This is a genomic window from Pseudomonas sp. Van50 (assembly GCF_055390755.1).
Genome location: NZ_AP024343.1, coordinates 6,173,802 through 6,188,703, shown reverse-complemented (window position 1 = coordinate 6,188,703; position 14,902 = coordinate 6,173,802). Strand labels below are relative to the sequence as shown.

At 63.4% G+C, this 14,902-nt stretch carries 13 protein-coding genes; 6 read left to right on the top strand and 7 right to left on the bottom strand.

What is annotated here, in order from left to right; all coding sequences use genetic code 11:
• Positions 1-13: 13 nt before the first annotated feature.
• The 3 genes from ACZ5M5_RS26775 (at position 14) to ACZ5M5_RS26765 (ending at position 4,445) form a co-directional block, all read left to right on the top strand.
• Positions 14-1,663, top strand: coding sequence for an acyl-CoA dehydrogenase family protein (locus tag ACZ5M5_RS26775; RefSeq protein WP_103311361.1), 1,650 nt, complete (start codon positions 14-16; stop codon positions 1,661-1,663).
• Positions 1,664-2,239: 576 nt separating this feature from the next.
• Entirely contained in the window at positions 2,240-3,739 is a 1,500-nt protein-coding gene (amn, locus tag ACZ5M5_RS26770; RefSeq protein ID WP_162491255.1) for an AMP nucleosidase, read from the top strand.
• A gap of 139 nt (positions 3,740-3,878) precedes the next feature.
• Entirely contained in the window at positions 3,879-4,445 is a 567-nt protein-coding gene (locus ACZ5M5_RS26765; RefSeq protein ID WP_162491256.1) for a pseudouridine synthase, read from the top strand.
• On the opposite strand, the gene ACZ5M5_RS26760 is transcribed toward ACZ5M5_RS26765, so the two are convergent.
• Positions 4,440-4,649 carry a DUF2788 domain-containing protein gene (locus tag ACZ5M5_RS26760; protein WP_003228500.1) on the bottom strand — a complete coding sequence of 70 codons (210 nt, stop codon included), beginning with the start codon at positions 4,647-4,649 and terminating at the stop codon, positions 4,440-4,442. The genes ACZ5M5_RS26765 and ACZ5M5_RS26760 overlap by 6 nt on opposite strands.
• A gap of 240 nt (positions 4,650-4,889) precedes the next feature.
• Positions 4,890-5,369 carry an Lrp/AsnC family transcriptional regulator gene (locus ACZ5M5_RS26755; RefSeq protein ID WP_003185723.1) on the bottom strand — a complete coding sequence of 160 codons (480 nt, stop codon included), beginning with the start codon at positions 5,367-5,369 and terminating at the stop codon, positions 4,890-4,892.
• A gap of 414 nt (positions 5,370-5,783) precedes the next feature.
• Here ACZ5M5_RS26755 and ACZ5M5_RS26750 point away from each other — a divergent pair, with 414 nt between their 5' ends.
• Positions 5,784-6,785, top strand: a complete 1,002-nt coding sequence (locus ACZ5M5_RS26750) for a DUF6515 family protein (protein ID WP_464738203.1) — start codon at positions 5,784-5,786, stop codon at positions 6,783-6,785.
• A gap of 130 nt (positions 6,786-6,915) precedes the next feature.
• Here ACZ5M5_RS26750 and ACZ5M5_RS26745 read toward each other — a convergent pair whose 3' ends face one another.
• Both ACZ5M5_RS26745 and ACZ5M5_RS26740 read right to left on the bottom strand, forming a co-directional pair.
• Positions 6,916-7,809 carry a cation diffusion facilitator family transporter gene (locus tag ACZ5M5_RS26745; protein WP_207280711.1) on the bottom strand — a complete coding sequence of 298 codons (894 nt, stop codon included), beginning with the start codon at positions 7,807-7,809 and terminating at the stop codon, positions 6,916-6,918.
• A 28-nt stretch (positions 7,810-7,837) separates the two neighbouring features.
• Positions 7,838-8,257 (bottom strand): hypothetical protein, encoded by a 420-nt coding sequence (locus ACZ5M5_RS26740; protein ID WP_060740501.1) that lies wholly within the window; start codon positions 8,255-8,257, stop codon positions 7,838-7,840.
• A 98-nt stretch (positions 8,258-8,355) separates the two neighbouring features.
• Here ACZ5M5_RS26740 and hrpB point away from each other — a divergent pair, with 98 nt between their 5' ends.
• Positions 8,356-10,875 carry an ATP-dependent helicase HrpB gene (gene hrpB / locus ACZ5M5_RS26735; protein ID WP_464738202.1) on the top strand — a complete coding sequence of 840 codons (2,520 nt, stop codon included), beginning with the start codon at positions 8,356-8,358 and terminating at the stop codon, positions 10,873-10,875.
• 9 nt (positions 10,876-10,884) lie between these two features.
• On the opposite strand, the gene ACZ5M5_RS26730 is transcribed toward hrpB, so the two are convergent.
• The 3 genes from ACZ5M5_RS26730 to ACZ5M5_RS26720 form a co-directional block, all read right to left on the bottom strand.
• Positions 10,885-12,129, bottom strand: coding sequence for a hypothetical protein (locus ACZ5M5_RS26730; protein WP_464738201.1), 1,245 nt, complete (start codon positions 12,127-12,129; stop codon positions 10,885-10,887).
• A gap of 13 nt (positions 12,130-12,142) precedes the next feature.
• Positions 12,143-13,222 carry an endonuclease/exonuclease/phosphatase family protein gene (locus tag ACZ5M5_RS26725; protein ID WP_464738200.1) on the bottom strand — a complete coding sequence of 360 codons (1,080 nt, stop codon included), beginning with the start codon at positions 13,220-13,222 and terminating at the stop codon, positions 12,143-12,145.
• A gap of 90 nt (positions 13,223-13,312) precedes the next feature.
• Entirely contained in the window at positions 13,313-13,975 is a 663-nt protein-coding gene (locus tag ACZ5M5_RS26720) for a YciC family protein (protein ID WP_072411456.1), read from the bottom strand.
• 175 nt (positions 13,976-14,150) lie between these two features.
• Here ACZ5M5_RS26720 and ACZ5M5_RS26715 point away from each other — a divergent pair, with 175 nt between their 5' ends.
• Positions 14,151-14,900: a DUF2076 domain-containing protein gene (locus ACZ5M5_RS26715; protein WP_103310685.1), complete on the top strand. Its 750-nt coding sequence runs from the start codon at positions 14,151-14,153 to the stop codon at positions 14,898-14,900.
• The last annotated feature ends 2 nt before the right edge of the window (positions 14,901-14,902 follow it).

Sequence of the window (14,902 nt, the reverse complement as noted above, 5' to 3'; positions counted from 1 at the left end):
GAGGAGCCCTGTCATGAACCTGCACCAGTTCGCTGAAACCCACGACGTCACCAATCAGCCGCCGTCTCTGGATGGCGCCAATCTGTACCGCATCGACCTGCCGTTGCAGCAGTGGTCGCAGCGCTTCGGGGCTGGCTGGGCGCAGGCGCGGATCGATGCGTATGGGGCGCTGGCCGGCGGGCCGTTGATGGAAGCGGGCTTCCTGGCCAACCAGAACAAACCGGTTTTTTCCAGTCATGACCGCTACGGCCATCGCATCGATCTGGTGGAGTTCCATCCCGCTTATCACCAGTTGATGCGCACCGCCGTCGAGCATGGCCTGCCGAGTTTGCCTTGGGCCCATCCACAGCCCGGCGCACATGTCGCCCGGGCGTCGATGACCTATCTGCACAGCCAGGCCGAAGCCGGTACGGGGTGCCCGTTGACCATGACCTTCGCCAGCGTGCCGGCGCTGCGCCTGCAACCGGATCTGGCCGAGCGCTGGCTGCCGAAGGTGCTCGCCACCGAGTACGACCCGCGCAACGTCGGCATGGCCCACAAGGCCGGGGTGACCCTGGGCATGGCGATGACCGAAAAACAGGGCGGCACCGATGTGCGGGCCAACACCACCAAGGCCTATCCGGTGGGTGCCAGCGGTCCGGGCCAGGCCTATGAGCTGGTGGGGCACAAATGGTTCTGTTCGGCGCCGATGTGCGACGCTTTCCTCACCCTGGCCCAGACCGACAAGGGCCTGACCTGTTTCCTGCTGCCGCGCCATCGCCCGGACGACACGCGCAATCAGTTCTACATCCAGCGCTTGAAGAACAAGCTGGGTAACTGTTCCAACGCCTCCAGCGAAGTCGAGTTCCGTGGCGCACTGGCCTGGATGGTCGGTGAAGAAGGCCGCGGCGTGCCGACGATCATCGAGATGGTGGCCATGACCCGCTTCGATTGCATGGTCGGCTCCAGCGCCCTGATGCGCCAGGCGTTGACCCAGGCCAGCCATCACTGTGCGCACCGCAAGGTCGGTGGCAAGCTGTTGAGCGAACAGCCGCTGATGCAGAACGTCCTGGCTGACCTGGCGTTGGAAAGCGAGGCCGCCCTGGCCTTGAGCCTGCGCATGGGCCGGGCGCTGGACCATTTGAATGACGAGCATGAGGCCAAGTTCGCCCGGCTGGTGACGGCGGTGGGCAAGTACTGGATCTGCAAGCGCGCCCCCGCGATGATCAACGAAGCCGCCGAATGCATGGGCGGCGCCGGCTACGTCGAAGACAGCATCCTGCCGCGCCTGTACCGCGAAGCACCGGTCAACTCGACGTGGGAAGGCTCTGGTAACGTGCAATGTCTCGATGTGTTGCGCGCCCTGTCCAAGGAGCCGGGTGTGCTGGAGGTCTTGTTCAGCGAATTGGGCGACGGCCATGGCGACAAGCGCCTGGCCGGGCATATCCACCAATTGCAGGCAGCCTTCAAGGACACCGACGACATCCAGTACCGCGCCCGGCAATTGACCGAAGACATCGCCGTCGGCCTGCAGGCCAAGCTGTTGCTGGAGGCGGGGAACAGTGAGGTCAGCGATGCTTTTATCGCCAGTCGCCTGGGTTCGACCGGCCGGGTGTACGGTGCCCTGCCTCGGGGCTTGAATGTCGAGGCGATCGTTACCCGCTCGACCCCGCACGCCTTTTAGAAACACCACATACCCCTGTGGGAGCGAGCTTGCTCGCGATGGCGTCGGCCCATCCAGCCTCTATGGTGACTGACACACCGCTATCGCGAGCAAGCTCGCTCCCACAGTGGACCTGAGTTGTACACAACCTCTGATTACGCCATCGAACCTTGTGGGAGCGAGCCTGCTCGCGATGGCGTCGGCCCATCCAGCCTCTATGGTGACTGACACACCGCTATCGCGAGCAAGCTCGCTCCCACAGTGGACCTGAGTTGTACACAACCTCTGATTACGCCATCGAACCTTGTGGGAGCGAGCCTGCTCGCGATGGCGTCGGCCCATCCAGCCTCTATGGTGACTGATTCACCGCTATCGCGAGCAAGCTCGCTCCCACAGTGGACCTGAGTTGTACACAACCTCTGATTACGCCATCGAACCTTGTGGGAGCGAGCTTGCTCGCGATGGCGTCGGTACATCCAACCTCTATGGTGACTGATTCACCGCTATCGCGAGCAAGCTCGCTCCCACAGGGATTGTCGGCGAATGATCGAGCGCGCCAATACGCCACTGTTCCCGTCGGGCGGCGATGCAGGCAAGATGAAGGCCTGCAAGTCAGAACACAGGAAGCTGATCGTGACCGAAGCGTTTATTGTCGTTCAAACCGCCGAACAAGCCGTGGATCGTCTAGCGGCCCTGCACGAGCGTGCGACCACCGCGCTGAACCAGGCGCTGATGCGTTATCTCAAGGACCGCATCGAACCGGATGCCGAGCAGCGTGCATTGTTTCGCTATCCCGCCTTGCGCCTGACCTATCACTGCCACGGCGAAGTCCCGCAAACCACGCGGGCCTATGCCAAGGTCCAGTTGCCGGGCACCTACAGCGTCACCGTGACCCATCCCGCCGCGTTCCGTAAATACCTGCTGGAACAGCTGGTCCCGTTGATGCACGACTTTACCGTCACCGTGGAAGTGGGCGTCAGCGAGCAGAACATCCCCTATCCGTACGTGGTGGAGCAGGGTGACGAACTGGCCGGCTCCGGTGTGACCGCCGCCGTACTGGCGCGGGTATTCCCCAGCACCGACCTGTCGGCCGCCACCGATGGCATCGCCGACGGTCTCTACGACTGGGAAAACACCGACCCGCTGCCCCTGGCGCTGTTCGATGCCGCGCGGGTGGACTTTTCCCTGCGCCGGCTGGTGCATTACACCGGCAGCGACTGGCGCCATGTGCAGCCGTGGATCCTGCTGACCAACTACCACCGCTATGTCGACCAGTTCATCGTCCATGGCCTGGAGCAGTTGCGCAGCGACCCGCGCTTTGTGCGCATGGTCCTGCCGGGCAACGTGATCATCGACAAGAACATGGACCATGGCGAAGCGTCGGCCATCGCTGCCGGTGTGGTCTGGCACCGTTACCAGATGCCGGCTTATCACCTGCAGACCAACGACGGCCATGGCGTGACCCTGGTGAACATCGGCGTCGGCCCGTCCAACGCCAAGAACATCACCGACCACCTGGCTGTGCTGCGCCCGCATTGCTGGCTGATGATCGGCCACTGCGGCGGGCTGCGGCAGTCCCAGACCATCGGTGACTACGTGTTGGCCCACGCCTATATGCGTCGCGATGGCATTCTCGACCGGGTAGTGCCGCCGAACATTCCGATTCCAGCCCTGGCCGAAGTGCAGATGGCGCTTCAGCAGGCGGCGGCGAATATCACCGGCGAGAAGGGCGACGAGCTGAAAAAGCGCCTGCGCACCGGCACCGTGCTGACTTACGACGATCGCAACTGGGAACTGCGCTGGGCCCAGGAACGTCCGCTGATCAACCTGTCTCGCGCCGTGGCGGTGGACATGGAAAGCGGCACCATCGCCGCCCAGGGTTATCGTCTGCGGGTGCCCTATGGCACGTTGCTGTGTGTCTCGGACAAACCGCTGCACAGCGAGATCAAGCTGCCGGGCTCGGCCAACGCGTTCTATGAGCGAGCGGTCAACCAGCACCTGAAGATCGGCATCGAGGCGCTGGACCTGTTGCGCACCGAACTCAACTCGTTGCATTCGCGCAAACTGCGCAGCTTCGACGAGCCGCCGTTCCGCTGATCGGATGGTGGTCATTTAACGGTCGGGCCACTAGCATGGTCGGCCCCGACTGTTAGATGTTGTATTCGCCATGCCCCGTCCTCCACGCCCTGCCTCCCGTCGCCCTGGCGCGAAGCTTCCCGCCGCTGCGCCGCGCCGTGTGGCCAAGGCTCCGCCGGCCGAGCCAAAGCTGATCCTGTTCAACAAACCCTTCGACGTGCTGACGCAATTCAGCGACGGTGAGGGGCGGGCGACGCTCAAGGACTTTATCGACGTACCGGGCATCTACCCGGCCGGGCGGCTGGATCGCGACAGTGAAGGTTTGCTGTTGCTGACCAACGATGGGCAATTGCAGGCGCGTATCGCCGACCCCAAGCACAAGCTGGCCAAGACCTATTGGGTGCAGGTGGAAGGCGAACCGAATGCCGAACAGTTGCAGCGTTTGCGCGATGGGGTGGAGTTGAACGACGGCATGACCTTGCCAGCCGAGGCGCGCCAGTTGGACGAGCCGCAGTTATGGCCGCGCAACCCCCCGGTGCGTTTTCGTAAAAGCGTGCCCACGAGCTGGCTGGAGCTGGTGATCCGCGAAGGGCGCAACCGCCAGGTACGGCGCATGACCGCCGCGGTAGGCTTGCCGACACTGCGCCTGGTGAGGGTCAGGATCGGCGACTGGACGATCGAAGGGCTCGATCAGGGCCAGTGGAAAGAAGTTCCGGCGCGCTTATAACGCGCCTGATTCGATCAGGCCGATCACTACGCTCTTGATGATGAACGCGGCCACGCCGAGGCCCAACACGAAAAACAGGATGAACGAGCCGAAGCGTCCGGCCTTGGACTTCTTCGCCAGGTCCCAGACGATGAAGCCCATGAAAATGATCAGGATGCTGACCAGGCCGGTCATCATCCACTCTTCGAAAACAGCAGGATCCATCAGGACACTCCGGCGTGGGCGGGGTTGTAAGGGCGGGGCGAGTATACGGCATGGGGGAACGACGAGGGATTGGCCTGCGGCGGTGTGTCGCAGCTATTCATCGCCTTACCGGTGGCGTGACTGCCCCGGAACCTGTGGGAGCCGAGCTTGCTCGCGATGACGGCATTACGGCTGACAATGACTTGGCTGATCCACCGCCATCGCGAGCAAGCTCGGCTCCCACAGGGTTCATGGCGATATTCAGCTGCGCAGGTGAGTCAACGGCAACTCGGTACTGTTGAGCACCTGGTTCAGCACAAAGCTCGAACGCACGCTGGTCACCCCGTCGATCCGGGTCAGGTGCCCCAACAGCAGTTTCTGGTAATGGTCCATGTCCGGCACCACCACCTTGAGCTGGTAATCCGCGTCCATGCCGGTGACCAGGCTGCACTCCAGCACCTGCGGCAGGTTGCGGATGGCGGCTTCGAAGTTCTCGAAACGCTCGGGTGTGTGGCGGTCCATGCCGATCAGCACATAAGCCGTCAGGCTCAGGCCCAGTAGCTTGCGGTCGAGCAGGGCGACCTGGCGGGTGATGTAGCCGTCATCCTCCAACTGCTTGACCCGCCGCGAGCAGGGGGAGGGCGACAGGCCGATGCGTTCGGCCAGTTCCTGGTTGGAGATGCGCGCATCGCGCTGCAATTCCGCCAGAATGCTCAGGTCATAACGGTCGAGTTTGCTCATCGGTCGGGCCTTTATCTTGATAATTGCGGAGGATTATCTATCCGGGGTTAAAAATTGCGCAAGTGATGTTTATTTCCGCAATCTTCGCAATCATCTGTCGGCACCCCAGGCTTATGCTTACCACCAAGATCACTGCTCGGACAAACAGTCCAGTGCAGCCCGCCCAATCCGGCCGGCTGCGGTCGCAGTACCCACCGGTACTGGCAGACCCCCGAGCTGCACACCGTCCAGAAGACGGCGTGAGGTGAGCCGACGTCATAAGCGTCGAGCACGGACGAAATTCTCAAGGGGAGGCCGACGGGCCTCCCTTTTTTAATGCCTGCGAAATAAACCCCGTGGCTGATAATCTGTCGCAGAACCGGCCTGGGCTTTTCCAGTCTTATCATCAGGCCCTGAACCGTTGTGAGGAATTTCATGAAGTCGCGCATCTGGCGTTTGGCAGGTGTTGGTCTGTTGTGGGCAAGTGTCAGTGCGCAGGGAATCGCCGACGATCAGCAAAACCGTGGCGGCCCGGACGGCGGTCGCGGGCAGGACGGGCGCGGCGGCAACGGCCAGGGTTACTCGGGCCAGCCGCGGCCGCAGAGCAACGAAATCATTCGGGGCGACAACAGTCGTCAGTTCGAGGTCAAGCCGCAGAACCCGGGTGGACAACACTACGATCGCCCACCGCAGGACCCTAACGCTCACGGTCGTCCGCCGCAGCCTGGCAACAACTTGCCCATCCAGGGCCGGCCCGACAGCGTGACCCAGACCCGCGAACCGCAACCGGGGTATTACCGCGATATCCCTCGGCGCAACGATGGCTATCCGAACGCAGGTCCGCGACCAGACCATGACGGTCGTCCCGGTCAGCATTGGCCCGGTCGGCCGGATGGGCATGGCAACGGGTGGGGCCCGGGGCCGCAATACCGTCCGGGTTATGTGATCGACCGTTTCCCGGATCGCAACTACCGCGTGCCCTATCGCGGCCAGGACTATTTCTATTCCGGCGGCTACTGGTATCGCCCGCAAGGACCGCGTTACGTCGTGGTCGCGCCACCGCGGGGCATCCGCACTCGTTACCTGCCCGATTACGCCCGGGAAGTATGGATCGGCAGTTCGCTGTTCTTCCTCGCTGCCGGCGCCTATTACATCTACGAAGCCAACACCCAGGATTATGTCGTGGTCGATGCGCCGGTCGCCAACCCGCAGCCGCAACCCCAAGGCAACAGTTTCGATGTGGTGGCCTATCCGGCCAACGGCCAGTCGCCCGAGCAGGTCAATCAGGATGGCTACGACTGCTATCGCTGGGCGGTGCAGCAGAGCGGGTTCGATCCGCGCAACTACACCTACCCGCCGGCACCGGAAGTGGTGCAGACCTATCGCCAGGCCCAGGGCAGTTGCTTGAGCAGTCGTGGGTATCAGGTGACGTACTGACTATCCAGTGCAAATCCCCTTGTGGCGAGGGAGCTTGCTCCCGCTGGCCTGCGCAGCAGGCCCAGGATCTTGCGGTCGCTGCGCAACCGAGCGGGAGCAAGCTCCCTCGCCTCCGGTTCTGTGTTCGGCATCACGCGCTGGCGCGCTTCACCACGTCCGACGGATCGGCATGCACCAGCACTTCGGCCTTCGGATAAGCGTGGTGGATGGCATCGGCGGCCTGATCGCTGATGCCGTGGGCCACTGACAGGGTCAGGTCCCCCGGCAACTCCAGGTGCAGCTGCACGAACCAGTGGTTGCCGGAGACCCGTGTACGCAGGTCATGGGCGCCCAGCACGCCGGGCACGGCGCAGGCCAGTTCCAGCATGCGCTGGCTGACGTCGGGCGGCAGTTCTTCATCCATCAGCACCGCGAAGCTTTCCCGGGCGATCTGGATGGCGCTCCACAGGATGTACGCGGCGATCCCCAGGCCGAACCAGGCGTCGAGTCGATACCAACCGAACCCGGCCAGTACCAGCGCGACCAGGATGCTGCCATTGAGCAGCAGGTCGGAGCGATAGTGCAGCGAGTCGGCGCGCACGGCGTTGGAGCCGGTGGCGCGGATGACCCGATGCTGCAACGCCAGCAGCGCCAGGGTCAGCCCCAGGGAAAACACAATCACACCGACGCTGAGCCAGGGCGCCTCCACCGGTATCGGGGTTTTCAGGCGTTCGAAGGCCTGCAAGGCAATCAGCACCGCACTGGCGCCGATAAACAGCGCCTGGGCCATGCCGGCCAGGGATTCGGCCTTGCCATGACCGTAGCGATGGTCATCGTCGGCGGGGCGTAATGCATAGTGCACCGCCAGCAGATTGAGCAGCGAGGTGACGCCGTCCAGGGCCGAGTCGGTCAGGCCGGCGAGCATGCTCACCGAACCGCTGAGCCACCAGGCCAGGGCCTTGGCGATCACCAGTGTGAGCGCCACGGCCACCGACGCCCGGGTGGCCAGGCGCAGCAGGCGAGCGTGTTCGGTGCTGGTGGTCATGGCGCGGTCGTTCCTTCAGTGGCGCCGGTCATGCGGCCGGTTTCAGACCGAGGGTGGCCAGTTGTTGCGCGCTGCCCTTGTGCTGGATCAGTCGAGGATCGTCCAGCGGGAAGCTGCGGCCCAGTTCACGTTCCAGGATCGCCTGCAGTTTTTGGTTATTGACTGTGCCGTCGGGGTTGATGGCCGGCTTGAGTTTCTCTGGCTCGATCTGGACGCTGCGGCCCGGTTCGAAATAGATGGCGCCGGTGGCAAAGTCCACGGCGAACGCGATCAGGCCGGGGATGATGTAGAACAGCAGGCCGACGGCATCGAGGGCGGCGATGGCCGGGTCGATCTTGCCGTCGATCTGGCCGCGGCGGTCCGGGTAGAAGATCGAGCCACAGGCACTGATTTGAGTCAGCAGGGAGGCGACCAGCACGCCACCGATCACGCGAAAGGGAATACGCATAGCAATCTCCTGAACAGGTAGTAGAGGCGTTGCTGGTTGGAGTCCAGACCACGCTAAACAGTTCGCCGTTATACTCGGCCCTCTGTTTTGGAGCCAGCATGATTTCTTTGCCGATTGATGAAGTTTTACCCGCCCTGCGTCAAGCCTTGGCATCACGCCACGAAGCCGTGCTCGAAGCACCGCCCGGTGCCGGTAAAACCACCCGTGTTCCCCTGGCCTTGCTGAACGAGCCCTGGCTGGCCGGACAGACCATCCTGATGCTCGAACCCCGGCGCCTGGCGGCACGGGCGGCGGCTGAGCGGCTGGCCAGCGAACTGGGGGAAAAGGTTGGTGAAACCGTCGGCTACCGGATTCGTCTCGACAGCAAGGTCGGGCCCAGGACCCGCATTGAAGTGGTCACCGAAGGCATCCTCACCCGCCGATTGCAGGACGACCCGGCGCTGGAAGGGGTGGGGCTGCTGATTTTCGATGAATTCCACGAACGCAGCCTCGATGCCGACCTGGCCCTGGCCTTGAGCCTCAACGGTCGGGAGTTGTTTCGCGAAGACCAACCGCTGAAAATCCTGCTGATGTCCGCGACCCTCGAAGGCGAGCGCCTGGCCGGGTTGTTGGACGACGCGCCGATCCTGCGCAGCGAAGGCCGCATGTTCCCGGTGACGGTGCGCTGGGGCCGGCCATTCCAGCCTGGCGAGTTCATCGAGCCACGGCTGGTGCAGACCGTGCTCGAAGCCCTGCACGATGAAACCGGCAGCGTCCTGGTGTTCTTGCCCGGGCAGGCGGAGATCCGTCGGGTCCATCAGCAACTGGCCGAGGCCTTGGGCGAGGGCGGCAACGTCTTGCTCTGCCCGTTGCACGGCGAACTGGACCTCGCCGCTCAACGCGCCGCCATCGACCCGGCACCTGCCGGCCAGCGCAAGGTGGTGCTGGCCACCAACATTGCCGAAACCAGCCTGACCATCAATGGCGTGCGCGTGGTGATCGACGCCGGACTGGCCCGGGTGCCGCGTTTCGACCCGGGCAGCGGCATGACCCGGCTCGACACCCAGCGCATTTCCCGGGCCAGCGCCACCCAGCGGGCCGGTCGCGCCGGGCGCCTGGAGCCGGGTGTGTGCTACCGGTTGTGGTCCGAAGACCAGCATGAACAATTGGCCGCTTACGGTAGCGCGGAGATTCTGTCGGCGGACCTGGCCGGGTTGGCCCTGCAACTGGGGCGCTGGGGCGTGACGCCGCAGCAATTGGTCTGGCTCGACGTTCCGCCCGCCGCTGCGTATGCCCAGGCCCAGGACCTGCTGCAGCGCCTGGGCGCGCTGGAGGGCGAGCAACTGACCCGCCACGGCCAGGCCATGGCCGAACTGCCGGCTCACCCGCGTATCGCGCATCTGCTGTTGCGTGGCCAGTCGCTGGGGCTGGCGGACATGGCTTGCAATGTCGCCGCGCTATTGGGCGAGCGCGACATTCTGCGCGGTGCCGGTGCCGACCTGCACAGTCGCCTGGCCTTGCTGTCCGGCGAAGAACGAGCGGCGCGCGGCGCCCAGGGCGGGGTGCAGCGGGCGCGGCAATTGGCCCGGCAATATCGCGGTTACCTGCGGGGCAAGGCCGAAGAGGCCGTAGCCGATCCCGATCATCCGCGCTGGCTTGGCGCGTTGCTGGCATTGGCCTACCCCGACCGCGTCGCCCAACAGCGCCGGCCCGGCGGCGCGGAGTATCGCCTGGCCAACGGCCGGGCGGCGCTGTTTGCCGAGGCTGACAGCCTGATGAAACAGGCATGGCTGGTAATCGCCGACCTGGGCAGCCGCCAGGGCCAGCGGGAAGAGCGGATCTACCTGGCGACGGATTTCGACCCGGCGCTGTTCGATTCGGTGCTGGCCGAACAGGTCCGCGTGGTGGATCAACTGGATTGGGATGAACGCGAAGGTGTGCTGCGGGCCGAGCGCCAGCGCAAGGTCGGCGAACTGGTCCTCAGCCGCGAACCGTTGACCGGCCTGGACGAGTCAGCCCGTAGCCAGGCCCTGGTGAACCTGGTGCGGCGCAAGGGCCTGGAGTTGCTGCCCTGGACCCCGGAACTGCGGCAATGGCAGGCGCGGGTGGCCTTGTTGCGTCGCCTTGAACTGGAGGCCAAGGGCGAGAGTGAATGGCCAGACGTCAGCGACGCAGCGCTGCTGAACACCCTCGAGCACTGGTTGATGCCGTATCTGGGCCGTGTCTCGCGCCTCAGCCATTTCGCCAACCTGGACCTGTCGAGCATCGTCCACAACCTGTTGCCCTGGCCGTTGCCGCAACGCCTGGATGAACTGGCGCCGCACCATCTGAGCGTGCCCTCGGGCTCGTCGATCCGCCTGGACTACAGCGAACATCCACCGATCCTGGCGGTGCGCTTGCAGGAACTCTTCGGCCTGGCCGACACCCCGCGCATTGCCGGCGGACGCCAGGTGGTCAAGCTGCACCTGCTGTCACCGGCCCGCCGACCGGTGCAGGTGACCCAGGACCTGGCGAACTTCTGGCGCAGCACCTATGCCGAGGTGAAGAAGGATTTGAAGGGGCGCTATCCCAAGCATTACTGGCCGGACGATCCGCTGGTGGCGGAGGCGACGGCGCGGGTCAAACCGCGTAAGGCCTAGCACCCTGTATCACAACGACTGCTGCAGATGCCTCCTGACGATATCTGCAATCAAAAGGCCTGTTTTTTCGGAAAAGGCCACGGATACCTGGCCGTTGGCATACTGGATTCTGGCCGGCGCGAGGGATTCGTCGCTTTCGGTCACGCCCTTGACCACGGCATAGCCATTGACCGAGACGATCAGGCGAACTCGCTTGACCGGCAAGCCTTCTCTAAAGTCCCTTTGCAAGACGTCCGCTGGGACAATGCCTGAAATCCTCGGGTCCGACAGTGGCGAACTTGCGTCTCTCTCGTAGTGGTTGAAGAACCGCTCGATGAGTACCCCCTCTACCTGCTCGAAGGTGAACACCAGGTTGTCGAAAAGCCGATGTGGGTCAAATTCTTGTGTTCTCAGGCAGAACGTCAAGACCTTCAAGATGATTTGCGACCCTTTGAAGTCAGGGTCATCTACCGCTGGGTGGGCGCTTTCGGAGAAATGGAGCCGGGTCAGATACAGGGCATCGTCCTTGACCAGGATGTTCAAGTCGATCCTGGGAGGCGTGGTTTTTATCCCGATGGATTTAATGCCATACCATTCATAAAATCCGCCGAACCGGTCATGAATGGGTGTGTTGGGTTTGCGCCCGTTGTTGATGTCGGATTCGTAATACAGCATGTTGGAACACAAGGATTCCGCCAGTTCTTCAGTCGGCGAGATATGCGTCCAAGGCCATTCATCCAGGGGAGCGAAGCGTTCGTCTTCCGTTTCGATCCGCTGCTTGAGCTGGTTTGTCCCTGAACCGGCGAGGTAGCAGGTTCCAAAGTTCTGGGTGGTCATCGTGGCTTCAGGGCGGTGGGTATAGGCGCACTTGCCACCCTTTCCATCCAGTAGAACGCCCAGCATGTGGAATGCACCCGCGGTCTGGCCCATGCCCATTAGAATCTGGTCGATCGTGTTGGCATCGATCATGGCGTCGGGTTGATAGCCGAGCTTGATGTCAATCGACTTCGCAAGCGCCACCCAGAACTCATAGGCCGACCGACAATCCCCTGCAAAGGCGAGCATGCCGCTGTTGTTCGGCAGGATGTAGGTTTTTCGACCCATGCGCGCGATATGAAACGGCCCGTCAGCGTCATGCCAATCAGTGGGTATCAGCCCCAGCGAAGGAACCCACACGGACATCGACTGGCGCTTGTCTGGACCGTCCGCGCTGATCAAGCAGTCGGCGATCAAGTGTGGGTCATGCTCGGGGTTGATCAGGGCGATTACCGTCATGGTGAGATTCCTTTCAAGGTATGGCTGGCAACAAAAAACGCGCAATCACCGGTAAATGGTCGGAGATGCGCAAGGTATCGTCCTGGCGCACCTGGGCTTCGACCCGTTTGATCCGGGGGCTGTAGAACAGGTAGTCAACGGTGCGGTCCGGGCCGTTGAGGCCGGGGTCGTTCGGGTAGTGGGTCAGCCAGTGCTCGCGGTCGATGCCGCTGGCTTCGTTGTTGGTGGGAATCATCGGGTACTTGTCCCACAGCAGGTGCAGCGGGCTGTCGGCGGAGTAGGGCGTGCGTTGTTCTGACGGCAGGCGTCGGTACTGGCCCAGGGGCAGCAGGTTGAAGTCGCCGCCGATCAGCCAGGGCGTGCCTGCGGATTCGAACTTATCCAGTGCCTTGGTCACGGCGGTGATTTGTCTAGGCAGGGTTTCGTCCGGTTCAGTGGCCCGTTCCAGGTGCGTGTTGAGCACCGCCAGCTGGCTGCCGTCGCTCAGTGACAGATAGCTCACCAACAAGGCATTTTTCGGCTGGAACTGACGGCTGATGACGTTGGTGTCGGCCACCGGCAGTTGCACCCGTTCGGCATGGTCGATGCGGTAGCGGCTCAGGGTCGCCAGTTGCCGGCCGACGCTGCCGAAAATGTGCGGGTCGGGGATGAAGTCGGCTTTCCAGTCGAAGGCGCTGGTGCCGCACGGATAGAGGTCGGCGAGGCGTTCCTGCAGTAGCTTGAGCTGGTCCTGGTAATCGCTGGCCTTGGCGCCCTTGTCCAGTTCCTGGAGCAACACGATGTCCGGTTGCTCGTCGCGGATGACCCGGGCCACTTCGTCGAGGCTGAAGGCCATGTCTTCCAGGGTCGGGCTTTCATCGTCGCCCTGGGCCAGGTCGTGCCAGAACACGTAGCGCTTGCCGGCGAGGAACTGGACGTTCCAGGTCATCACCTTCAAGGCTTGGCCGGGTGCCAGCGCGGCTGCATTGGCGGTGCAACTGACCGGCACGCTTTCCCGGGGCTCTGGCCGCCAGGTCAGGCCGTAGATCGACAGGGCGGCCAGGCTGAGGATCAACAGCAGGCCCAGCAAGGTGTGGCGCAGTAGACGGGTCATGGCTCGGCTTATGGGCGAAACGCAAAAGTGCTCCCGAGCATAACCGAGAGCGGTTCTCAAGCCCAAGCCCAGGGCTGTCGCCGTGTGCGATCAGCGGCGCTCGGGCTTGGCCTCGATCAGCATGAACAGGCGGAACAGCACCACGGTGGTGAACAGTTGCAGGAAGCTGTGGACGCTGTCGATCAGCAAACTGACCGCGGGGTTCTGGGGTGACGGATACACCGAGACGCTGGCGCCCTTGAGCAGCCACAGCGGGCCCATCACCGCGAGAATGCACAGCAGGATCCGCCAGAAGTTGCCGCGGGACAGGTTCAGGCTTTCCTTCATCGCCGCCAGGGGGGCCAGGCCCCTGAGGACCAACAGGTATTCGCCGAAGGCCAGGGTCACCATCAGCCACAGGCCCGGCAGGAAGTACAACGACAGCCCCACCAGGATCAACAACGTGTTGAGGGCCGTCAGCAAGGCAAAGCGTGGCCACAGCGTGAGGGCCGTTGCGAGCAGGTCCCGCGTGCGTGGTGCTTCACCGCGGCTGCGGGCGTCGAGAAACAGGATCAGCGCGGCGGTGTACAAGGGGTACACCAGCAGCCCGACGATCACGCTGTAGCCGGGAAAACCGTCGGGGCCGAGGGCGCTGTCCACGCCTTGCTGCAGCAGGGCCTCGAGTATCACCAGTGGCAGGCACAACTGGGCGATCCGGCCCAAATGGCGCTTGAAGAAATACAAAGAGTCGCGCAACACGTCAAACGGATTCATGGGTCGGTATCGCAGTTGAAAAAGCGGTCCGACACTTTAACCGATCAGGCGCCCGCACAAGCAAACGTAAACATCAGGTAAAGACCATTGAAAGCTTTCCGGCGAGCCCCATTACTGATGGGCACCGGTCTTCGGGATCGGAATGGTTTCTACCCGGCAATCGAATGAGGTCGCCATGAACAACGAAGAACAAACCCTGATCGATGGACTGTTTTCACGGCTGCAACAGGCCGAAAAGGATTCAGCCCCGCGCGACGCCCAGGCCGAGGCGCGGATCAAGGAGCACCTGGCGAGCCAGCCAGCGGCGGGCTATTTCATGGCCCAGGCGATCCTGGTGCAGGAGGCCGCGATCAAGCGCCTCGATGAGCAGAACAGGCAACTCGCCCAGCAGGTCGAGCAATTGCAGGCCGAGCTGCAACAAGCGCGCAAGCAAGCGCCGGCACCCAGCGGTGGCGGTGGTTTCCTCTCGAGTATTTTCGGCGGCAGCCCGCGGGATTCGCGCCCGGCGAGCGCGCCGGCCGCCAGCGGTGGCGGTTGGCGCGAACCGGCGCAACCGTCCTTCAATGCCCCGCCCCAACAGGGCTTCGGCGCGCCGCCCGGCAATTATGGCGCACCGCAGCAACAGGCCCCGGCAGCGGGCAGCTTCCTCGGCGGCGCCCTGAAAACCGCGGCGGGCGTGGCGGGCGGCGTGATGCTGGCCCAAGGCATCAGCAGCCTGTTCCACAGCAATCAGCAACCGCAGGAGATCGTCGAGGTCATCAAGGAAGAACCGGCGCAACCGGTCAACGACACCGCAGGCAACGGTTGGGGCGATGACTCGCGCGTGGCCGACAACGACACCTACGGCAACGACCAGGGCGGGTTCAGCGACGCGGACTACAGTGACGATTCATCTTCCTTCGGCGACGACGACTCTTTCGTCTGACC